20 protein-coding genes and 1 pseudogene are annotated in these 21,714 nt (G+C 41.4%); 13 read left to right on the forward strand and 8 right to left on the reverse strand.

Features of this window, described 5'->3' with window-relative positions; all coding sequences use genetic code 11:
- The first annotated feature begins 8 nt into the window (after positions 1-8).
- Positions 9-833, forward strand: a complete 825-nt coding sequence (locus DXD78_RS03535) for a class D beta-lactamase OXA-347 (protein WP_004295324.1) — start codon at positions 9-11, stop codon at positions 831-833.
- Between the two features lie 202 nt (positions 834-1,035).
- On the opposite strand, the gene erm(F) is transcribed toward DXD78_RS03535, so the two are convergent.
- The 3 genes from erm(F) to DXD78_RS03555 form a co-directional block, all read right to left on the reverse strand.
- On the reverse strand, positions 1,036-1,836 hold the full coding sequence (gene erm(F), locus DXD78_RS03540; protein ID WP_117652516.1) for a 23S rRNA (adenine(2058)-N(6))-methyltransferase Erm(F): 801 nt from the start codon (positions 1,834-1,836) through the stop codon (positions 1,036-1,038).
- 299 nt (positions 1,837-2,135) lie between these two features.
- Positions 2,136-2,816 (reverse strand): UpxY family transcription antiterminator, encoded by a 681-nt coding sequence (locus DXD78_RS03550; protein WP_049129570.1) that lies wholly within the window; start codon positions 2,814-2,816, stop codon positions 2,136-2,138.
- Between the two features lie 715 nt (positions 2,817-3,531).
- Positions 3,532-3,972, reverse strand: a complete 441-nt coding sequence (locus DXD78_RS03555) for a retropepsin-like aspartic protease (protein ID WP_048316574.1) — start codon at positions 3,970-3,972, stop codon at positions 3,532-3,534.
- Between the two features lie 750 nt (positions 3,973-4,722).
- Here DXD78_RS03555 and DXD78_RS03560 point away from each other — a divergent pair.
- From DXD78_RS03560 to DXD78_RS03615, 12 genes and pseudogenes are all read left to right on the forward strand, one after another.
- Positions 4,723-6,279: pseudogene (locus tag DXD78_RS03560) on the forward strand (TraG family conjugative transposon ATPase); the annotation flags it as partial.
- A complete protein-coding gene (locus tag DXD78_RS03565; RefSeq protein ID WP_117652517.1) occupies positions 6,273-7,013 on the forward strand; it encodes a hypothetical protein in 741 nt (246 codons plus the stop codon). The pseudogene DXD78_RS03560 and the gene DXD78_RS03565, both read left to right, overlap by 7 nt.
- Before the next feature lie 65 nt (positions 7,014-7,078).
- Positions 7,079-7,732: a hypothetical protein gene (locus DXD78_RS03570; protein ID WP_117652518.1), complete on the forward strand. Its 654-nt coding sequence runs from the start codon at positions 7,079-7,081 to the stop codon at positions 7,730-7,732.
- 25 nt (positions 7,733-7,757) lie between these two features.
- Positions 7,758-8,408, forward strand: coding sequence for a DUF5045 domain-containing protein (locus DXD78_RS03575; protein WP_370448301.1), 651 nt, complete (start codon positions 7,758-7,760; stop codon positions 8,406-8,408).
- Between the two features lie 60 nt (positions 8,409-8,468).
- On the forward strand, positions 8,469-9,596 hold the full coding sequence (locus tag DXD78_RS03580; RefSeq protein WP_117652520.1) for a hypothetical protein: 1,128 nt from the start codon (positions 8,469-8,471) through the stop codon (positions 9,594-9,596).
- Positions 9,597-9,615: 19 nt separating this feature from the next.
- On the forward strand, positions 9,616-10,212 hold the full coding sequence (gene traK, locus DXD78_RS03585; RefSeq protein WP_005649285.1) for a conjugative transposon protein TraK: 597 nt from the start codon (positions 9,616-9,618) through the stop codon (positions 10,210-10,212).
- A gap of 12 nt (positions 10,213-10,224) precedes the next feature.
- Positions 10,225-10,713 (forward strand): hypothetical protein, encoded by a 489-nt coding sequence (locus DXD78_RS03590; protein WP_117652521.1) that lies wholly within the window; start codon positions 10,225-10,227, stop codon positions 10,711-10,713.
- Complete coding sequence (gene traM, locus DXD78_RS03595) at positions 10,710-11,921, forward strand: conjugative transposon protein TraM (RefSeq protein WP_117652522.1); 1,212 nt, start codon at positions 10,710-10,712, stop codon at positions 11,919-11,921. Before DXD78_RS03590 ends, traM begins: the two co-directional genes overlap by 4 nt.
- A 54-nt stretch (positions 11,922-11,975) precedes the next feature.
- Positions 11,976-12,863 carry a conjugative transposon protein TraN gene (gene traN, locus DXD78_RS03600; protein ID WP_117652523.1) on the forward strand — a complete coding sequence of 296 codons (888 nt, stop codon included), beginning with the start codon at positions 11,976-11,978 and terminating at the stop codon, positions 12,861-12,863.
- 3 nt (positions 12,864-12,866) lie between these two features.
- A complete protein-coding gene (locus tag DXD78_RS03605) occupies positions 12,867-13,340 on the forward strand; it encodes a hypothetical protein (RefSeq protein WP_117652524.1) in 474 nt (157 codons plus the stop codon).
- Positions 13,341-13,364: 24 nt separating this feature from the next.
- Positions 13,365-15,674: a type IV secretory system conjugative DNA transfer family protein gene (locus DXD78_RS03610; RefSeq protein ID WP_117652525.1), complete on the forward strand. Its 2,310-nt coding sequence runs from the start codon at positions 13,365-13,367 to the stop codon at positions 15,672-15,674.
- A gap of 11 nt (positions 15,675-15,685) precedes the next feature.
- Positions 15,686-16,405, forward strand: a complete 720-nt coding sequence (locus DXD78_RS03615) for a TraX family protein (RefSeq protein WP_117652526.1) — start codon at positions 15,686-15,688, stop codon at positions 16,403-16,405.
- Here DXD78_RS03615 and DXD78_RS21250 read toward each other — a convergent pair.
- The 5 genes from DXD78_RS21250 to DXD78_RS03645 all read right to left on the reverse strand — a co-directional run.
- A complete protein-coding gene (locus DXD78_RS21250; RefSeq protein WP_233534007.1) occupies positions 16,349-17,164 on the reverse strand; it encodes a hypothetical protein in 816 nt (271 codons plus the stop codon). The two genes, DXD78_RS03615 and DXD78_RS21250, sit on opposite strands and share 57 nt — an antisense overlap.
- A 218-nt stretch (positions 17,165-17,382) precedes the next feature.
- Positions 17,383-18,081, reverse strand: a complete 699-nt coding sequence (locus tag DXD78_RS03630) for a hypothetical protein (RefSeq protein WP_024988870.1) — start codon at positions 18,079-18,081, stop codon at positions 17,383-17,385.
- Positions 18,078-18,752: a hypothetical protein gene (locus DXD78_RS03635; RefSeq protein ID WP_117652527.1), complete on the reverse strand. Its 675-nt coding sequence runs from the start codon at positions 18,750-18,752 to the stop codon at positions 18,078-18,080. The genes DXD78_RS03630 and DXD78_RS03635 overlap by 4 nt, the downstream gene beginning before the upstream one ends.
- A gap of 14 nt (positions 18,753-18,766) precedes the next feature.
- Positions 18,767-19,714, reverse strand: a complete 948-nt coding sequence (locus DXD78_RS03640; protein ID WP_117652528.1) for a hypothetical protein — start codon at positions 19,712-19,714, stop codon at positions 18,767-18,769.
- Positions 19,715-19,721: 7 nt separating this feature from the next.
- On the reverse strand, positions 19,722-21,714 hold a 1,993-nt coding region (locus DXD78_RS03645), incomplete at its 5' end, for an AAA family ATPase (protein WP_158561366.1).

Genomic DNA, 21,714 nt, shown 5'->3' on the forward strand with positions numbered 1-21,714 from the left:
GACAATAAATGAAAAATATTTTATTTGTAGTTTTTATTTCAATGATATTTTTATTTGTTTGCTGTAACACAACAACGAATAAAAACATAATTGAAACAGAAATTTCTGATTTTGACAAAATTTTAGATAGTTTTCAAGTAAATGGTTCAATTCTAATTTATGATAACGACAAGAATACTTTTTACTCAAATGACTTTGATTGGGCTAAAAACGGAAAATTACCTGCATCAACATTCAAAATTCCAAATTCTATAATTGCTGTTGAATTAGGCATTATTGAAAATGATACAACTATTTTAAAATGGAATGGCGAGCAGAGAAAAATGGATATTTGGGAAAAAGATTTATCATTTAAAGATGCTTTTAGAATTTCCTGTGTTCCTTGCTATCAGGAAATTGCAAGGAAAATCGGAACAATTAAAATGAAAGAATATTTAGAAAAATTTGAGTATAAAAATATGATTTTTGACAGTTTAACGATTGACAATTTTTGGCTTGAAGGAAATTCAAAAATATCTCAAAAACAACAAATCGACTTTTTAAGGAAATTCTATTTTTCAAAATTTCCAATTTCTGATAGGACAATAAAGATTGTCAAAAATATTATGGAAATTGAGCGAACTGAAAATTACATTTTAAGCGGTAAGACTGGATTAAGTTCGATAGAAGAAAAATATAATGGTTGGTTTGTTGGTTATGTTGAAACAAAATCTAATGTTTATTTTTTTGCAACAAATGTAATTCCGACAGACGGATTGAATGTTGATGATTTTATTTCATCGAGAATTAATGTAACAAAAAATGCGTTAAAGCAAATGAATATAATGAAATGATAAATGCCACTAACATATGGTAGCCGATAATTGCCGGCTTTCGTGCCAACTTGATACTTTGGTGCTTTTAACGAACCGAAGTGCTAAATTGATACGAAAGTGCTGTAAATCCGGCAACTACGGCTACCATTTTTCGTTATGCGGCAGCTTAAAAGACGACACCAAACCAGAAAAATCATCTTGACAACCACCCGACTTTGAACTACGAAGGATGAAATTTTTCAGGGACAACTTCCAGCATTTCCAAAAAACAGTTTAACCATTGACTTGGAGACAAACAAACAATTTGAGCATTAAGGTTTAAACCGAATTTTTCCGAAATTGACCTGACCTGACTTTTCCTGAAAATCGACTTTAAAGCTGTTTTTACAGATAAATCAGGTTTCTCTAACAGACAGGAAATAAATGCTAAGTATTTGGCTTTAAACTTAAAATCAAAAAATAACTGTTTTCTTTTAATGTTTAACAGGGCTGATTTGACAGTTGGCGGTGGAAAGAAACTTTCAGGACCTACCTCATAGACAAGTTTCAAATCAAAAAAAGTATGATAGAAAACGGTATATGGATTGTAAAGCTTCCTCGAAAATAACTTTTGTGCAGGTTCTAATTGAAGGACAATGGAACCTCCCAGAAAATTTCCAAGACTCTCAAACATCAGGATTTTGAAAATATCGGAAGTAATGCCATAAGGAATATTTGACACCACTTTGAAAGGAAATTTCGGAACTGCAAAATTCCTAAAATCACAACCGACAACTTGAACATTTCGGGCATCAGAAAATAATTTTCGTAAATGTTCAACCAAAGCTGTGTCGTTTTCAATAGCAACAACATTGTTGGCGATTTTTAATAAATGAACAGTAAGAAACCCCTTGCCTGCCCCAATATCTAAAACCGTATCCTGATTACTTATATCTGCTTGTCTTATTGCATCTTTTATTAGCACTTTATCAATAGTAAAGTGCTGACCCGTAAAACGAACGGGCAATTTCTTTTTTGTCATCCTTAATTCCGCAACACTTTGATTTAACTTTATTTATAAGTACCGGAGCAAGTTCTGCTACAAGTACCATGACATGTGTTGAAGCAACTGTTCATACAACGGTTGTTACATCCTGCGCATGACATTGCATTTGCAGTTTCTGACAAGATAGGACTTGACAGGAGAGCTGCACCAGCCAAAATAGGCAGAGCACCTTTAGCGGCTCTCTTAAAGAACTCACGACGAGACTGAAGTTCTTCATTCTTACCATTTTTCTTCATAAAATAAAAAATTTAAATTAAACAATATGCCTTTCGGCATTATTTGACAATCTCAATAAAATCAGTAGGAATATACGCAGTAGCGACAAGGCACAATCCCGAGATCTCAACAACAATTCTTTGTTGTCCTGCTATTCTGGCAACTTTTCCAACCACTCCCTTGAAGTCACCAGCTATTACTCGTACTTTATCTCCACTTTTATAGTGACACTGTTCCGCTGTAACAATGCGTACATGCTCACTATCAGTACTTGTTGCTTTGATAAAATTTATCATTGCATTGTATGGTATAATAAGCGGAGGATTTTTACCGTTTGCCTCTGGAGGAAGCGTCTTATCCAAATAATATTTTATAAAAGAGATTGGGGCATCAACTGTCTTTTTCACAAAACTGTCTGATTGTTCCCTTGTGGCGTATATAAAAAGAAAGTTGGGAAGAAGAGGCTGTTGTATTCGCTTCTTCTTCCCAGCAATCACTTTTAGTACATAGTGCATCGGCACGTATGTCTTAATATCATTCTTCTTTGCTTTCTCTACGGCTGCATTTACCCTGTTATAAGTAGCACGAAGAACAAACCAGTTGTAACCTTCCTGCTGGACATATTCCGAGGACACCCCTGTTTGTGAGCTTTGGGCTTCGGGGGAGACATTGGAGGCAAATCCAATGTGAGGAGGTGAATCGCAACCTCGTTTGGTATGCGCATTAAGCAATGCGTTCATATCGGCTTATATGTCGTTGCTCGTTAATAGCAATATAGACATAAAAAGAGCGTGGAAACGTCTGTTGTCTATTCCACAGTCTGAGGCTCTAGCAATTGCCTATCATAGTTGAACAGACAACGTCAGAGCCCACGCCGATATGAATAATCATTTCCATTAGGAGACCATAATAAACAATTGTTGTGCCCGAAAAGGTACAATCCGTGCTTACAGGTCTCCGCAGGAGCGATATTATCACACCCGGGACATCTACCGTTGGCTTTGCTCAAGACTATGATAACTGTTAATTTGCTAGATTACAGACTGTCTTAAACAGAGCGTTAGTAAACGCCTTCATTATGTCTGGACTATCTTTCCCACCCAATGCCCGCTTTGTACCGCTTTGTCATTATGACTCCGCCATACTCAGCACGGCGTAGGCTGCCTTGTATGCCATCACGAAAGAACACGTCTAACCTCAATGGCTATAAACATGGCGATAATAGTCCGCTGCAAAAGTACAAAGAAAATCTCAATACAACCTCATTTTGTTATGGAAAAGTATGTATAAACCTTAAATTTAACCATAATTAACTAAATTCTTGCTCAAATCTCGTATATTTTGTGTAAGGAAATGGCCTCTTATTGGCGTAAAAAGCAAAAGACAGATGCGAATGTCACATCTGTCATTATTGTTGTCGCACATGTCTTTCTTGAAAGAAAGCCTATGGCTGGTTTATTTCAGAATGATTTTCTCCTTTGCTGGATGACATAAGGAGAATGTACTTTTGCCGTCTTTGTTTGTATAGCAGAAGTCGCATGAATTTATAATATCCATGCCAATCACCACATCATAGTCTGAATTGTCGTTAAGCAGAGCCTGAACATTCAACTCTGCTGTTCCTGTTGGAAGGATAACATGAACAAGGTAAGTCCAGGATTCGACATCACCTCCTGCACTCGAAATAAGAGCCTTGTTCTTCGGTTGTAACCCTAAAGCATTTACAACTTCCTGTGAAATCAATGTATTGGTCGCTCCTGTGTCCCACAATACATTTTCAACTTGGCAATGAACAGGAACAGCCACGTTTGCCGACAAATCTACGGCTGGACAGATAATGACGTTTGTAAGAATAGCCTCTGGCTGGGATTCGTATTCTTTTGTATATACAGCCATTCCTACCTCAACTCAATTTTTCCCGTAAATGAAGTTTGTTGAGGAACAGGCTCGTCAGTGATAAGGCGAACCAAACGGACATAACCTGTCCGTGCAGCTCTATTTCCGTTAATGACGGGAGCCTGAACTGCGGTTGCAAAATCTATTGTCTTGTTCTTTATAACTTTCATATACCTACAATTTAAAAAATGTCCCGCTGGGTACGCTGTTCTTATGGGAAGCGAGCGGGATTTGTCAATGCAAAGGTAGGCATTCAATTCCAAAAAACCAAACAATTGGAAGAAAAACTAATCTAACTACCCTAAATTTAACATTTTATCAGGAAAACTACTAAACAATGAATACGTCTTTCAAACGCTATTCTATTGCCGCCGAATTATTAACCTGCGTTGTTTATCAGCCATATATGCCGACTGAGATACAACCAAGGTACAAGACACCCATTTTTGACCCTTTTTGCAGCCTTCTGCATGGCACTCATTTCCCCTCTTTTCCTTTCTCGACCGTCTCACTCTTTATGGATGATGAGAGTGGTACTTTTTATCAAAAATGCGCTCTGTGGATAGCAATCAGCCAAAATCACTCAAAATATTTTCATAAATAATCTTAAATCTGCTTTTTGCCCCTGTCATAGTTTTTTCTCTTTGCCGAGTGCTTTGAACGGCTATTTTCCTCTTGTTCAAAATTTGTACCGTTTAGATTTTGTTGTTTTTATGAAAGTATTGTGGCTCAGGATGTTAGGCTATATATAAAGGCTTCCACATGAACAGTGTGGTACGTCAGCTTCTGGAACAGAATACGGATGTGGTCATGGTGGATACGGGTGATTCCTACGAAGGTATATGCGGATATTACAATGGTACATACATAGCCTACTCGAAGGAGAAGCCCATTTCCATGAATCCGTTCAAGGTCACGAAGGAGGAATACGAGCTTAATTTCGGGGAGAAGAAGAACTTCCTCAAATCGCTGATATTCCTGATATTCAAAGGTAACGCATTTCCTACAAAGATTGAGGACATGCTGATAAACCAGACCATCGTGGAATATTACGAGGCCTATTTCAATCCGTTTGAAAGGTTCAGCGACAGTGAGCGTGAGGCACTGAGGCAGAAACTGCTGGTTGCCGCCAAGATGGAGGATGACTATGAACAGTACACGCACAGCATGGAGGACATCGACAGGCAGATAAATACGGAAGAGGTTCAGGAGAAGGCTGAAAGCCGTGCCCTGCTGCTGCCTTCCGAAGTACGCCGTCTGAAGCTGATACGACAGTGCCGTTCACTGACTGCTCTGATAAATGATGAAGCTGCCACAGAATCGGAAAAGGAACGTGCACTTGCCATCATAGAAAAATATAAAAGGGAACTTTATAACAATTCCATGCTGATTAAGATAGACAGGCAGATTGACCACATGGAGGAACAGAAACGCAGGCTGAAGGTTCAGGAACTATCGTTCAATTCCTATTATGAGTTTGCCCTGGAACGCATACCGCAGATTACACAGCTGGAGAAAATCAGTTTCAATATACATGACTTTGCGGCCATACTGAAACAGTTCTACCGTGGCGGTGAACTGGAGATGACGCTGAACTCCGACCTCGACATTAACCTGTTTGACGAGCGTTTCATTGTGTTCGAAATAGATAAAATAAAGGATGATCCGGTGCTATTCCCGATTGTGGTACTGATTATCATGGACGTGTTCCTACAGAAGATGCGTATCAAAAAGGGACGGAAGGCTCTTATCATTGAAGAGGCATGGAAGGCAATTGCTTCACCTACCATGGCGGAATATATAAAGTATTTGTATAAGACCGTCCGGAAGTTCCACGGAATAGCCGGTGTGGTCACACAGGAGCTTAATGACGTGATTGATTCCCCTATCGTGAAGGAGGCCATCATCAACAACTCGGATGTGAAGATTCTGCTTGACCAGACCAAGTTCAAGGACAGGTACGAGGATATTGCAGCCATTCTGGGACTCACTGACATACAGCGTCAGCAGATTTTCACCATCAATGCGCTGAACAACTATGAGGGAAGAAGCTACTTCAAGGAGGTGTGGATTTGCCGGGGACAGCACTCGGATGTGTACGGTGTGGAGGAAGCACCGGAATGTTACTGGGCATATACTACAGAACGTACCGAGAAGGAGGCACTGAAGATTTATCTTGCCCGGTACGGTACGCTGCAGGAGGCCATCACCCGTATCGAGGAAGACCGCAAGGCGGATGGAGGGCTTCTGTATCTGGAGTTTGCAAGAAAAGTCAACCAACATCAAAAAGTTATGTCACTATGGTAAAATTCAGATTCATGCTGATTGCGATACTGCTGGTATCGGCATCAGCCAATATGTCTGCTGCCTGGAGAATCGTATTCGACCGCAACTGCCTGAAGATTGTCCTGGCCAATACCGCTTCACAGAAGCTTATCGAGGAACAGCACAACCAGCGTGTGGATACCATCGCTGCCAAGAAACAGAAGGTGGAACTCTATACGGTGAGTATGGCTACCATGAAGGAACTCTACAAGCTGAGTATGGAGAACATATCCGGCTTCGGGACTGAAAGTATTTATTATAAGGAAATAGGCATGTGCGCTCTGGATATTCTGCGAAATGTTCCGGTACTTGTCAGCACGGTAAACAGGGCCAAATTTTCAAACAGGCTGCTCTGTCTGAACGAGCTCGGCAATCTTGTAGCGGAAACCCAACAGTTGGTCGGCAACTTCGTCAATATCGTTAACAATGCCAGAATTCCCAATCCGTTGCAGGGACAGGCAACTGCAGAAAAAAAGGATGACGGCTACAACCTGCTGGACAGGTATGAAAGGCTGACATTGGCCAACAGTATCTATACTGACCTGAACAGGATACGCTACAAGGTGGAAGGGATGGTTCTGATGGCACAGTATGCCACTGCAAACGACCTCTTCTTTGCCATAGACCCGGAAGGATGGGCAAATGTGGTGACCATGAAGAATCATGTGGGGCATCTTGTACAGGACTGGAACGGCCTGATTGCTTCAAATTATTAACCCTTAATATGTATGTGTCTGTCATGAGAATCAGGAATATAAGTATCATATCAGCCGGTATTATAATGCTGTTGCTGCCTGTAAAGGCTTCCGCTTTCATAATACCCAAAGACCTGCCGACTATCGAAGCACTCATAGCCCTGCACAAGGCCATAAAGAAGGACGAGGACAAGGCTCTGACAAGAGTGGCCACAAGCTATGGCGAGCAGTCGCTCATTGAGAAGGGTGCGGAAAAGTTCAATGATGTCCGTACCACTCGGGATACAAGGCTGAACAATGCCTATTCGTACCTGGTACTGGCCGGTGCCATTTCTTCAACGGCCAACTCACTGTATCAGCTGGTAACGGAATACAAGGACTTTACCGGTAATACTTTCAGTCATGTATCAAAGAAGCCTTTCGTAGCCTGGTATTATGCCGATGCCAACGTGGCAATATCAAGGGAGATACAGCACTGCTACAGACTATATGCATCCGTAGCTGCTTCGAGTATAAACCTTATGAAGGCTTCCATGGATGAGAAACTGAATCTGGTAATGACACTGAAGGCTTCCATCGACAGGGCAAGGTACATCATAGACAATGCCAATCTGTACTGTTTCCTTGTCACGGACTGCGGATGGAAACCGGACTATATCTGGGAGATACTGAACTCCAATGTGAAGAATGAGATAGCTGAGCGTGTAATCAATAAATGGAATCAGGGATATGCAGGTTAGAATTATGTTATTGTGCCTGTTCTGCATGTCAGTTTCAGGTACAGTCACTGTTGCCAATGCCCAAAGTATAGTCAGTGACAGTGAAAAGCAGAAGCAGTGGAAGTCTATGGAAAACGGTCCGTGGGATTTTGCTCCTGACTGGTATTACTTTTTCCTGCATAAGAAATACTCAGGTGCGGAAATGTATTGGAAATGGGACTGGTTCAATTCCGGATTCCGTGTCCGTTTCAAGGAACCAAAGTCTGATGTAAAACGTATCATGCCGGTGCGTGTGACTGCTGAAGAGACGCAGAGACAGAAAATCAAGAAAGTGGAGAGTGAGCGCAAATATATCGAGGAATTGTATAAGGAAGAACTGGCAAGGGAAGCTGACAGAAATGTTGACCTGATGTATGCCACTTACAAGGACGAGTTCAACCGTATGCAGGACTGTATCACGGACGGACTGCTCTACTGTATGCAGAAGAGTGACGGCAAGCTCCGCTATCAGGTGGACGAGCTGAGCCGCCAGAATGAAATTCTCTGTACAGATATAGCCTATATACACAAAACCGGTGTCGGCTATGGACTGGAGAATGCCAAGCGGCAGAAGGCATACGAGGAAGCCAAATCCAGGATGGCAGAACTGGTCAACAGGACTGCACACCTTTGTGCCGTTGCTGCAACACACTATTAGACACTCTCTATAATTGATAGTAATTCAAGTAATAATATTAAACAAATAATATAGTCAATCATGAATTTACTGTTTATTCCGCTGACAATAGGACTTCCGGCCATTGACGAAAGTCTGGAAAAGCTGCTGACGGCCATGGAGACATTTCCCAATGTGGCTGTTCTCGGTGATGCCGTTTCAATGGCAAAGGCTCTCGGCCTGTGCCTGGCCCTGTGTGTCGGTTCATACGAATGCTGGATGATGATGCTCGGAAGGCGTGGCATGGATGTCATGAAGCTGTTGCGCATCATCGGCATTTCCCTGTGTATTTCATCCTCTTCATGGATATGCTCGGCTCTGCAGGTTCCGGGAAAGAGTCTGGAATCCGCTACATGGGCTATGGCCAAGGCAAAGAACAAGGAAGTGGCGGCCTTCGAGCTGAAGGTGGCACAGAAACAGAGTGAATATCTTGACAGACTGAGAACCGTGCAGGACTCCATAGCCACGGCAAAGCAGGTGGCCGAAATCGGTCAGGATGCTGCCTGGTGGGACAAGCTGATATATAATGTGGAGAATCTGGGCTCGACCATCAACAACTACGCCCAGAGGGCTGCCGTGGCGGCTGAGACGAAGGTCAGTGAATGGATAAACGATGTAATACGCTTTGTCGGAGAACTGATTTTCCAGATGTCGTATTACGGGATACTCGTGGCACAGAGGATTTTCATGGCCATCATGATGATATTCTGTCCGATCATGTTTGCTCTCTCGCTGGCACCGCCATGGAACTCGGCCTGGAGCCAGTGGATGTCCAAGTTCCTTTCCCTCTCGTTATGGGGATTCGTGACCTATATGTGCATCTATTATATAGACTTCATCCTTCTTTATAACCTGCAGCAGGATCTGGTAGCATACGACCATCTGCTTCATGGCTCGGTAAACTCCTGGGAACAGATTGGCGCACTGGGACTGCAGGGAATAGGCTCCAACTGTATGTATGCCATGGGTATGCTCGTGGGTGCCTATATCATACGCTTCGTTCCTGAAGTGGCTTCATGGCTGATTCCGGGAGGTGTAAGCTCGGGTACGGGTTCCGTTGCCGGTTCGGCTGCAATGGGTATCACCACTACTGCAGGTGCCATGGCCGGAGGTGCAGCAGGTTCAACCATGAAGGGAGCCGGTTCGGCTGTCAAATCATTAGTCAAATAACTTCAAATCTTTTTACAATATGCTTATTGAATCACTTGCACAGAAAACCAGACTGGCCATGATGACGGTATTTGCGGTAATCGGAGGCTGCACCGTCATCTGTGCCTTTACGGTCTGGTGCTGCATTTCCCTGGTCAATGAGGAAAGGCAGCAGATTTATGTACTTGACGGAGACATTCCGTTTCTTGCCGAGCGTGCACGGCTGGAAGCCAACTTCACCATGGAGGCTAAGGCGCACATACAGCTGTTCCACCAGTATTTCTTCAACCTGCCGCCCGACAACGACTATATCAAATGGACGGTAGGGAAAGCAATGTATATGGCTGACGGGACTGCACTGAAACAGAAACAGGCCATGGACGAGAACGGTTTCTACTCGGACATCATCTCCTCTTCGGCTGTCTGCACCATCATGTGTGACTCCATTCAGTTTGACGAACATGAACGGAAGTTTACCTATTACGGTACGCAGCTTATCAAGCGCAGGACCAGGGACATCAGACGCTCGATGGTGACAACCGGTTACATCGAGTCCGTACCGAGGACAAGGAACAATCCGCACGGTCTGCTCATTACCGGCTGGAGGACTCTTGAAAACAGGGATTTGGACTATTGATATACTGATATTATGAAATCATTCAGAAAAAAGATACAGGAAAGCCGTCTGAAAACGCATCTGCTTGTCAGGTCGTGGTTACAACCCAAACTGGGTATCATCGGAGCAAGATACCGTCTGGCTGCAAGGATAAGACTGGCCAACAGATGGGCGGCAAAGCATCCGAAAGCAACATTCGCAGGTGTGGCAGGGACACTGCTTCTGCTACTTGTCAGTACCGTTGCCATAGATTCCGGCAACGGAAAACAGAGTGAGCCAGATGTCAGTTCGATAGCCGCAATGGAACCGGTGTTTCAGGGATTCCGTACCATCCAGGCAAACAAGGACATTCACCGCAGTGTATTGACGGACATGACGGTGAAGGGACAGTTACTGCGTCATGAACTGGACTCCATGATTGCCATACCTATAAAGAGCCGTGAGGATTCCTTGCGGATCATCCTCAAATACCGGCAGCTGGAAAATATAGTCAAATCCATTAAAAACAATGATAACCCATGATTAAGATTAATTTCAAACAGCCCAAGTATATCTTTCCGCTGGTCATATTCGTTCCGCTGTGCGCACTGGTATACTTTGTGATGCAGACTTTCTCCGGCGGTGAGGAGACTGCCGGAACAGTAGCTACAGACCGTATCAACATGGAGCTTCCCCAGGCCAATGCCGAGGAAGCCGGAGACAAGATGTATGAAATGTCCAGACGTTTCGGTGACGAGGATGCCTTCACAGCCGTAAGCGGTATCGGGGAGGAAGAACAGAAGAAGGAGGAACTGGAACACGGCTACAGCGAGGAAGAGCTGAACCGTCTGGATGCAGCTGAAGCTGAAAGACAGCGACAGCAGAGGGAACTTGAAGAACTGGAGCGTTCCCTTGCCGAATCAAGAAAGCATATCAATGCATATGCTTACGGAAACGGTCCTTCGGAAAACAGTGAAACGGGTTACGGAGGTATGGGATATTCCTCACAGGATGAGTTTGCACGTGACCTTGAAGAGATTCAGCGAAGGAGCTATGAACGGCAGAAGGCCATTGAAAGCGGACTAGGTATCAAAGACCCGGAAGCAGAGGAAGCGGAAAGAAAGCACAGGGCTGATTCCATAGCCAGAGTACGTCAGGAGGAAAGGGAACGCAACCGTCCGAGTCTGGTAATCAAGTCTGATGACACCAATGCCGACAGGTTCAATACGGTTACTGCTCCGGATGAATTTGCCGAGAACAAGCTGATACGTGCCATGATTGACCAGACTACAAAGGCGCATGAAGGCACACGTCTGCGGTTCAAGCTTCTGGACGATGTGACGGTAAGCGGTACAAAGCTGAAAAAGGGTACTTACCTCTATGGTACAGTGACAGGTTTCGGACAGCAGCGTGTCAGGGCTTCCATAACCAGTATTCTTGTCGGCGACAGATTCATAAAGGTTAAACTTTCGGTTTTTGACAATGACGGTATGGAAGGCTTCTATGTTCCTGAATCGGCTTTCAGGGATTTCATGAAGGATGCAGGTTCCAATACGGTACAGCAGAATATAAATTTTGAATCCAGTGACGGTTACGGTACAGGTATTTCTACGGAGGCCATTGCACTCCAGTCGCTGCAGAACATGTATAACTCTGCAACTTCTGCCATATCTTCCAATATCAGAAAGAACAAGGCGAAAATCAAGTACAATACCATCGTTTATCTGATAAACTCGGAGGATGCAAGATAAGTGCAGTTTTTCAATATAAATCTTAATGTCATCATCAAAATATAATAGTAGAATATGAAAACCAGAATTTTTCTGATAATATGCCTTATCACAGGCATAGCCGTACATCTGTCGGCTAACGAGAAGATATACATCAACCGGGAAGTGACCACGCACATTGTCATGCCGGAAAACATCAAAATGGTGGATATTTCCACTACTAAAATTATAGGCAACCAGTGTACGGACAATATCGTCCGCATCAAGCCTTATCTGGAGAATGATTCCATATCATCTGAAGGTTACAGCGAAAACGAACTACTGGGTACACTCACCATTATCGGTGAGCGTCATATCGCACAGTATGACATCCTCTATACCGAATCACCCAAATATGCTTCTACCATCTACAATGTATCCTACAATGAGACACAGTCCTATATCAATCCGGAGGTTTCCATGCCGATGGCCGAGATTGCACGATATGCCTGGGCTGTCTATGGAAGCAGGAGAAAGTTCAACCAGATTGTATCCAATAAAAACGGAATCAGGGCACACATCAACAATATCTATTCCATCGGTGACTATTTCTTTCTGGACTATACGTTGAAGAACAGGACCAGAATTGCATACGACATTGAGGAGATAAGAGTAAAACTTACTGACAAAAAGGAAACAAAGGCAACTAACTCACAGACCATAGAGCTTACTCCGGTATTCTCCATGAACAACACCCGTAAGTTCAAGAAAGACTACAGGAACGTGCTTGTGATTCCGAAGCTGACTTTCCCTGAAGAGAAGGTGCTCCGTCTGGAGATTTCCGAGAACCAGATAAGCGGACGTGTGGTGGTACTCACCATAGAGTATGAGGACATTCTCAATGCGGACGGCTTCGACTCGGATATTCTTGACGGTGCCGACTATTACCCCTACTATTATATTGATCATTCCATAAAAAGATAGGCCATGAAGAAGATTCTGTTCATTCTGTTTTGCCCGGTTGCATTCATCGGTGCATCGGCACAGACCGGAAAGGTTTCCGTCAATGCCGGATTCCTTTTTCCAAGTACGCTGAATGCCACTTTGGGTTATGAGTATCCGCTTTCATACGGAAATGCGGTCGAAGTATACGGTGAGGTCGGGAATCACTGGCAGAAACCGGTATGTCACAATTTCTGGAAAGGATATTTCTGGGATGGAGGTATCGTTTACAAGCACCGTCTGGCACGGTACAAGAACGGCATGATGCGCCTTCGTCTGGGGCCTCAGTTCGGTGCGGTACAGAAGAAATTCTTCTTCGGACTGGAGGCCGGATTTGAATACAGCTATGTGTTCCGCAGCGGACTGGAGTTCTCTGTCATACAGAAGAACAATGTGAACTTCCTGCATGGGGATACTTTCCGCAACGGTCTGCTGTTGGGTATAAAGGTTCCATTTTAGTAAATTCATATACAGTTAGAGCGTATGGCATTTGAGGAGACAAGGGAACAACAGCAGATGTACAACTATTTCAGGAGTTGCATCTATATCTTTCTTATTATTGAAATCATCATGAATCTGCCTGTTACGGCAGACAACAGGGTTACGCAGTTCGTACTCGACCTGCTGGCACGGTTCAGGGTATTCAATTCCGTATCGGGATGCAAGGTGGCCGAACTGATATGCATCTGTATTGTCTGTATCGGTACAAAAGCAGAAAAGTCCCTGAAGTTCAATATAAGGACAATGGTCATCTATCCGGTACTGGCCGGTCTGACACTTGTAGGGCTTTGTTTTGTATTCCACGGCATGAGTTTCGGGTTCAGCTGGCTGGGATTTCCGGCCAACCGTCTTCTATATGCGGTCTGTTCGGTAGTGGGTACCATGCTGGTGCATCAGGGACTGGACGGGATTGCCAAGTATTACAACTACAAGGTTGGTGAGGACCGTTTCAACTTTGAGAACGAATCGTTCCAGCAGTCGGAAACGCTGGTCAGCAATGATTACTCGGTGAACATTCCGATGATATACTACTGGAAGAAAAAGATGCACAGGGGATGGATCAACATCATCAATCCTTTCCGTGGCACGATTGTACTGGGTACGCCGGGTTCGGGTAAGTCTTTCGGTATCATTGACCCGTTCATCAGGCAGCATTCAGCAAAGGGATTTGCCATGATGGTATATGATTTCAAGTACCCGACACTGGCCAAGACGCTTTTCTATCAGTACTGCAAAAACCGCAAGGCAGGCAAACTGCCTCAGAACTGCGGATTCCGTACCATCAACTTTACCGATGTGGAATACTCAAACCGTATCAATCCGATTCAGCGGAAATATATCCCGGACCTAGCTGCTGCTTCTGAAACGGCGGCTACTCTGCTGGCCTCACTCAACAAGGGAGGTGGAGAGAAGAAGGGCGGTTCGGAAGCCTTCTTCACCAACTCTGCGGAAAACTTCCTGGCTGCCATCATTTATTTCTTTGTAAACTTCCATCCGGTCGGATTCAGGAACGGCAGGAAACTGAAGCGTTTCATATCACTGGAGGGAAAGAAACTGGAGATTGTCATACGCAACTGGGATGACTTCAATGCCATCGACAAGGATGGCAATGTGGTACTTGACTTCGTAGATGAGAACGGCAATGACGTATCGACTGACGAGGACCGTATGTTTGTGGACCTGAACGGATACAGTTATAAGGACAGAACCGGCAGGAAGATTCTGATTCAGAGGTGCTGGTATGAGGACGAGCATGGCAATGAGGTGGAACCGGATACCGTAACCGGTGAGTTCTCTGACATGCCGCATGTGCTTTCATTCTTGGGAAGGCCATACGACCAGGTATTCAATATCCTGATGCAGGATGACAGGATTGCTTCGCTGATGGCTCCTTTCAAGAGTGCTTATGAGAACAAGGCGAATGACCAGCTGGAAGGTATGGTCGGTACGCTTCGTGTGAACGCTGCACGTCTTGTTTCTCCGGAAGCCTACTGGGTATTCACCGGGGATGATTTCGACCTGAAGATTTCTGACAGGGCAAATCCGAGCTATCTGGTGATTGCCAATGACCCGGAAAAGGAACAGGTTATCGGCTCGCTCAATGCACTGGTTCTGAACCGACTGATTACAAGGGTGAACTCAAAGGGTAACATTCCGGTGAGCATCATAGTGGACGAGCTTCCGACATTGTACTTTCACAAGATAGACCGTCTTATCGGTACGGCACGCTCCAACAAGGTTGCCGTAACTTTAGGTTTCCAGGAACTGCCGCAATTGGAGGCTGACTACGGCAAGGTCGGTATGCAGAAGATTATCACCACCTGCGGTAATATCTTCATGGGTGCGGCACGTAACAAGGAGACGCTGGAGTGGGCACAAAATGATGTGTTCGGAAAGGCAAAGCAGACTTCACGTTCCATTTCCATCAACGACCACAAGGTATCAACCACAATCTCTGAGAAGATGGACTTTCTGGTTCCTGCAGCCAAGATTGCGGATATGGCAACAGGCTGGTTGGCCGGACAGGCTGCACGTGACTTTACGGCTACCGATGACAGTATCCTTGACCATTTTGACATCGAGCAGTCGGAAGAGTTCAAGACAACCAAGTATTTCTGCAAGACGCACTTTGACATGAAGAAGATTAAGGACGAGGAAAAGCACTATGTTCCTCTTCCTAAAATCTATGAGTTCAAAAACGACAAAGAGAAGGAAATCCTGCTCAACCGTAACTTCAAGCGTGTGAACCAGGAAGTGGAGGATATGGTAAAGGAACTTCTCGGTATAAGTTAAACACATAGCCTATGAATCTGACCTTAAAACCGGCATTCGGACTTAGCGGCAGTGCCCTGAAAGTCATTGCCATGATTTGCATGGTGATAGACCATATTGCTCTCTATCTGATGGAGCACGGTACCGTATTATACGAAACGATGCGCTGTATCGGGCGCATCGCTTTTCCAGTGTTTGCCTTCCTGATAGCGGAAGGGTTTATTCATACCAGAAGCAGGTACAGGTATTTCTTTACTCTGCTGGGCTTTGCCGTAATCAGTGAAATACCCTGGTATCTGCTGAATGGTGCTGACGGGACACATAATGTTATATTTACGCTTGCCTTGGGTGTGGCCACGCTTATGGTTCTTGAAAATCTTCTGCAACGTAGTATGGTACTTGGATTTCTTTGGACACTTGGCATGGCCGGAATCGCTTCATGGCTTGGAGTGGATTATGAATGGAGAGGGATTATTGTTATCGTTATATTTTATCTTTTTAATGTATATGGTCACTCTTTCCCATATAGTAGAGGTATGCAATTTTTTAGCACATTTGCTTTGATGATTCACTATGGGGTTATTGGCGCTGTAATGGCTTGCATGATATTATATCTTTATAATGGGAAAAGAGGGTTTGTACAGGGAAGCATAGCCAAATATGGATTCTATGCTTTTTACCCTGCACATTTTATTTTATTTATTCAGATTTGCGAAAGGTCTTTTCCCTGCATATTGATGTTTAAACTCTGAAATCAGCATTGATTCGACATCTTCCGACTCATCTGTTGGTAAAGGTTTCCAGCAAAATAACAGTTCTTCTGAATCATTTAGCTGCCAAATATAACGTCCACCTTTATGCCCGACAGGTTTACCTTGTCCAAATTTTAGATATTGCAATATTCGACTTCTTAATGTCGTTTTATTCTTTTTACCTCCAGCTTTACCAATATAAACCACAGGTGTATTATAAACCCATTTTTCCTGTAAAATTTTTATTGCTACATTAGGATCTGTTCCTTTAAAATATCCACCACTACCTTTCTCCAAGAAAATGGGTTCATCCATAATAGTACGCAAAACCATATATACTCCTCTTGTTGTAGGTATTTGCGAATGATTATTCAATAAACTTTTAACTGAAACAAATCCATAAAATCCTTCATTTTTAAGCGATTCTATTTTCCCAAAATCGATTCTATTAATCCAGTTTGAATCTATATTTTTATTAATTTCTTGGTTAATAATGGCGTTCTTACTTTTACTCTTGTCAGTAATAATTGTAGATGTTATCTTATCTATAATCTTTATTCTCTCGGTATCAATGAGTTCATCTAAATCTTCAAGAGTACAATCTATTATTCCCCAATCATCCCTTCCGAAGAAACCTATTTTACGCATTCTGTTACGTAATTGTTTTTGATAATTTCTTGAAGCATTTTGACGTTCTGCTATCAATTCTCTTAGTTCTAATATTTCAGCAGATGTAAACTTATCTTTTCCTTTCATCATATTAGCTTTACTAAAGATTTCATACTTATATTACAAATTCAAATTCACCTTTCCAAACTTCAGGTATCTTCTCCTGAACTTCTCATAAACCAGAGCATAATACTCCAGAAGATACTGTATCATAGCATCCACTAAATCCTCTAAAGAAACAGCACTCAGTATGTTGATTAGCAAAAGTTCACTATTTATTTTTATGGAGGTTAATAAGAGTTACTTCTTCATAAGACATCACTTCTATAAAAATTCTCCTTAAAGAATTTTACACCCGTGTTGTCCTTCACAAGTTTAGCAAAATCTGATATTACCTTATCCGTCTCTGATTGTGATGCAAAGCGTTGCATCTCATATTTCTTTAAAATGGTATGTTCCTTATCTGTTGAAGTTATAATTGTATCTTTTGATGACTCCAAAAAACGAGTCAAGAAATCTTTTTGTGATTCATTTGGTCGATTCGGATCACCTAACCATAATTGTGAGAATTTGGTAGTATATACAGAAACATTGAATACTATATATGAATGCGACACTTCAGAATTGGCATATGAAGAAACATCTGTCATATGCTTATTCTCATCATTGGATATAAAATATCCATCATCCGAAACCTGGAATACTGACATTTCTATAGTATGTTTCCCTATTTTTATAGTTCCGAAATAATACTCAAAGAAATGACCATACAGAAAGTCTAGCCCCCACATATCCTTAAAGACATTCAATTTTGCATATTCCTTGTCTGGGCTGTTCCTTCTATTTTTAATCTCGTCACTATACCAGTTCTTGCTTCCCCACATATCAGTATATGGTGTTTGTTCTCTGATATAATTTACTATGTTAAGTATACGTTTCTGGTATCTTGAAAGCAGTCTGAATGCATTTCTTACATCAACGAATATATTGTCAATCTCTTTTTTCATATCGTAAAGTATTTTTTTAAGTTATCTATTGAAGATGAATTTATTATATTCTTTTCCGTTGCCATGGTATTGAACCAGTCTATATTATACACACCATTTATATTGAAGGCCAGTATTATATTATCAAGTAAACGCAGTGTAGCTGAAATATTCATATCAGGAACACTAATCCTTTTCAATTCGCTTCTATATTTGTTCGTAGCTATTAACAAAGAAAGCCAATTGCATTTGAAAATTAAATGATTTCTACTACGTACCTTTATCTCTTCAATATCCATTGACATATTACCTCCTACTGCAATGAATATTACAGGCTTTTCTTCTTTTCCATATTCATTATCATATGCTGTTAATTCCTGAGTCCATTGTTTCAAATACTGACCACCATAATCTCCGTATTTCGCCTCAATAATTACATCAAATTCTTCAAAACGTATAAATAAATCAGGCTCTACATAAGTATTGTTATCTGTACCAGTATTATCCCAATGTGACCAAAACTCATAAGATAATAATTTACCTGAATTAACCAACATTCTTTCATTATAGAAACAAGAAGACTTTAGTATGTGCCAAAATACATTATCTGGCAACAACATAAGGTTCTCGAAAACAGAGGAAGTTTTAGGATCCTCATAAGTATATTTATGTGCGTATGTACTATGTAACATATTATTACTTTTTCTTATCTGTTCTGATATAGTTCTATATCCACCTTCCCAAACTCTAAGTATCTCCCCCTGAACCTCTCATAGACATGAGCATAATACTCCGGCAGATACTGTATCATCGCATCCACAAAATCCTCCAAAGTAACAGCACTCAGCTTATAGGCATACTCCGGCTTCAGGAACTCCGTAACCGACCTGATTTCCTCTTCGGTTGACGGATGCTCCTTTGGCGAAAGCACTACTGAATACGAATCCTTCAGTCCTTCAACCATCCTGTACCGTTCTGTAAGCAAAAGGTTTCTGTAAATCTGCGTAAGTTTTACTTTACCTCCCATCAACAGCTCCTCAAAGTCCGTACTGAACAGACCGGTATCAACGAGCATCTGCTTCTGCTCCTCACAACGGCTGGCCTCGTTCACTCCGAGCACATCCGTATATTTCGTCTCGATGGCGATGATATGCTTGCCGCCCTTATTATCCACGAATCGGATATACGCATCCATGGCAGACTTATCATTCGTGTACTTGTCAATCGGTGTAGGAATAAACTCCAGACCGATTTCCGTCACCTCAAATACTGGGAAGTTCCTGAAGACCGACCTCACGGCAAGCGTAACCATTACCGGATCCTGCTTCAACAGCAACATCAGGGGATGGAACAGGTTGAATGCCATCGGCTGGCTCGAAAGCAGATTGTTGAACAGCCTGAACCCGTCTATCGTCTCATTTTCCCTTTTGTTGGCCACTCTTACCTTGGCATACTCGAAAGTCTCCTTCATCAGGAAGTTCTTTCCGGACACTTCACCACCACTGATCATGTTCCCGTATTTCCGCTTGGAGGCTCTTGTAGGTCCGAATCCTTCCTCTTCACCTATCTCCACTCTGTACATGGACTGGAGGAGCCTTGCTTTCCTGGTGAAAGCATTATCGCTTCCACACTGGTTTCCATATATATTATCCATTATTTTTCTATTTATTTGTGTAGTCCTCATTAATCATATTCCTTTTAAAGAAATTATGATATAACGTATTTCCATTATTTATAATTACTATATTTTGCTTTGATCTCGTTATAGCCGTATATATTACTTCTGGTTTATTTAGTGAACTATTTATTGTATAACCGTTACCATCACCCTCAGGTTGTAATAATATAATTACATTTGCAGCGTCCCATCCCTGGAAACTATGAATTGTTGAGAATTTTAATCCTCTATCCATCATAGTGAATTTCAACTTTTTTACTGTGTCATCCTTTAATTTATTTTTTTCATCTATTGGTATAAAAGTTGTTATGGTTGGCTCATTTGTTGTTTTCCGATAGCTGTATTCTATGTCTTTTAGGATAATAGAATTTTGGCCTAAGATTACAGTCTCATTGACATCAAAGCCTTCAATTCTTAATATACTAGATATAATTTGCACCAACTTATTTATATTTATTTCTGAATTGTTATACATGTACTTTAAACAAGTAAACATACCATCTTGGAGCAATTCTGCTTTTTCAAAATTGTCAGCATTTATAAAGCCAAAATCATTTTGAAATTTCTTGGCTAAACTTGTCAATTGGTTGTTTGCAAATCTGTGGCATTTACTTAATTGTCGATTCCATTCTCCTCCAATAACTCCTATACGAATATCTCCATTCGAATCAATTTCTCTATTATATATATTCTGTTTAGGGTCTCCGAAAACAACAAATTCGCCATTTTCATTCAGGAATTTATTATAAAGAATTTGAAGCCACTCACTTTTATAACTTTGAACTTCATCTATAAATATGGCATCAAAATGATCTATTTCATTCTCTTTACCATCAAAAAAGTATGTATCATCAAATGAATTAAAATATACATGTTTTCCAATAGTTTGAGCTTGTTCCTTAAAAAAATGGTGATAGTGACTAATATGTAGCTTGTTCCAATAGAAATCTGCTCTTACTTCATTGATGCGATATCGTAAATAGTTGGATAAAGTTTTATTGTATGTCAAAATAAGTATATTACCACCAGTTCTAATTTGAGCGTTTACAGCCCTAGTTGCAAGAACTTGAGTTTTACCAGCCCCTGCAACACCGCTAATTTTTTGTTTCCTTTTAGCTATACTTTGTGAAAGATTCCTTTGTATCGTAGTTAAATTTATAGATTTACCTTGTCTGTAAGAATGCCATTTGGGTGTTAATTCTTTTAATATACTATAAAACAACTGCTTATCGAAAGACTCACGCTCTTGATTTAAATTCAACCAATTTAATGCAGACATCATTCTTGTTTTATTATTTATGACATCCTTACCTAACAAAGAAATAAATTTAGTATCTTCTTTTTCAAATATTTCTTTTATCTCCTCAGTCGTATTTTCTGTAAAAAAAATAGCAGTTTTTACCAATGAATAATTCTTCTTATCCTCTTCTGCTTTCTTGAATAATAATTCATTTTGTCTAAAAAATTCAAGACGTGTTTCTACGATGTCTTTTATAAATATATTATTTTCGTCCTCAATTGGATTAATATCATTCTCTTCGAGTTCATTCTCTTCGTTAACATCATCAAATACATCTGATTTTGTTAAAAAACTATTGCAGATGTTTATTATCAATATCCCTTTCTTCTCACATATCAATACCAAGTCTGCTTTCTTTCCATATATTTTTTGTTTTATGAGAATAATGTCATTGAGTGAAATCTGATTTAATAAATACAAGTATATTAAACGTAATTCTTCAGATATAATACCATTCTGAACTGCGAGACGTGGATCATATTCATTATATACCGTATTTTTACTGTCTGTAAAATCCGGTACCATAATATTCTCAATATTATTTACATTTAAAGGATTTCCATTGTAAACAAAACATTTGGTTTTACATGTAAACGTATAAAATGTGTCTGATGTTTTTCCATATTGGGAATCGTCTACATTAGAAAAATAATCCTGTTCACCAAAGATACTACAG

Source organism: Bacteroides sp. D20 (assembly GCF_003436255.1).
GTDB lineage: Bacteria > Bacteroidota > Bacteroidia > Bacteroidales > Bacteroidaceae > Bacteroides > Bacteroides uniformis.

Bases quoted from the DNA above. Each gene is read 5' to 3' on its own strand.
- DXD78_RS03535 (WP_004295324.1), top strand. From the start codon at position 9: ATGAAAAATATTTTATTTGTAGTTTTTATTTCAATGATATTTTTATTT.
- DXD78_RS03550 (WP_049129570.1), bottom strand. From the start codon at position 2,816: ATGAACGCATTGCTTAATGCGCATACCAAACGAGGTTGCGATTCACCT.
- DXD78_RS03555 (WP_048316574.1), bottom strand. From the start codon at position 3,972: ATGGCTGTATATACAAAAGAATACGAATCCCAGCCAGAGGCTATTCTT.
- DXD78_RS03565 (WP_117652517.1), top strand. From the start codon at position 6,273: ATGGTAAAATTCAGATTCATGCTGATTGCGATACTGCTGGTATCGGCA.
- DXD78_RS03570 (WP_117652518.1), top strand. From the start codon at position 7,079: ATGCTGTTGCTGCCTGTAAAGGCTTCCGCTTTCATAATACCCAAAGAC.
- DXD78_RS03575 (WP_370448301.1), top strand. From the start codon at position 7,758: ATGTCAGTTTCAGGTACAGTCACTGTTGCCAATGCCCAAAGTATAGTC.
- DXD78_RS03580 (WP_117652520.1), top strand. From the start codon at position 8,469: ATGAATTTACTGTTTATTCCGCTGACAATAGGACTTCCGGCCATTGAC.
- traK (WP_005649285.1), top strand. From the start codon at position 9,616: ATGCTTATTGAATCACTTGCACAGAAAACCAGACTGGCCATGATGACG.
- DXD78_RS03590 (WP_117652521.1), top strand. From the start codon at position 10,225: ATGAAATCATTCAGAAAAAAGATACAGGAAAGCCGTCTGAAAACGCAT.
- traM (WP_117652522.1), top strand. From the start codon at position 10,710: ATGATTAAGATTAATTTCAAACAGCCCAAGTATATCTTTCCGCTGGTC.
- traN (WP_117652523.1), top strand. From the start codon at position 11,976: ATGAAAACCAGAATTTTTCTGATAATATGCCTTATCACAGGCATAGCC.
- DXD78_RS03605 (WP_117652524.1), top strand. From the start codon at position 12,867: ATGAAGAAGATTCTGTTCATTCTGTTTTGCCCGGTTGCATTCATCGGT.
- DXD78_RS03610 (WP_117652525.1), top strand. From the start codon at position 13,365: ATGGCATTTGAGGAGACAAGGGAACAACAGCAGATGTACAACTATTTC.
- DXD78_RS03615 (WP_117652526.1), top strand. From the start codon at position 15,686: ATGAATCTGACCTTAAAACCGGCATTCGGACTTAGCGGCAGTGCCCTG.
- DXD78_RS21250 (WP_233534007.1), bottom strand. From the start codon at position 17,164: ATGATGAAAGGAAAAGATAAGTTTACATCTGCTGAAATATTAGAACTA.
- DXD78_RS03630 (WP_024988870.1), bottom strand. From the start codon at position 18,081: ATGAAAAAAGAGATTGACAATATATTCGTTGATGTAAGAAATGCATTC.
- DXD78_RS03635 (WP_117652527.1), bottom strand. From the start codon at position 18,752: ATGTTACATAGTACATACGCACATAAATATACTTATGAGGATCCTAAA.
- DXD78_RS03640 (WP_117652528.1), bottom strand. From the start codon at position 19,714: ATGGATAATATATATGGAAACCAGTGTGGAAGCGATAATGCTTTCACC.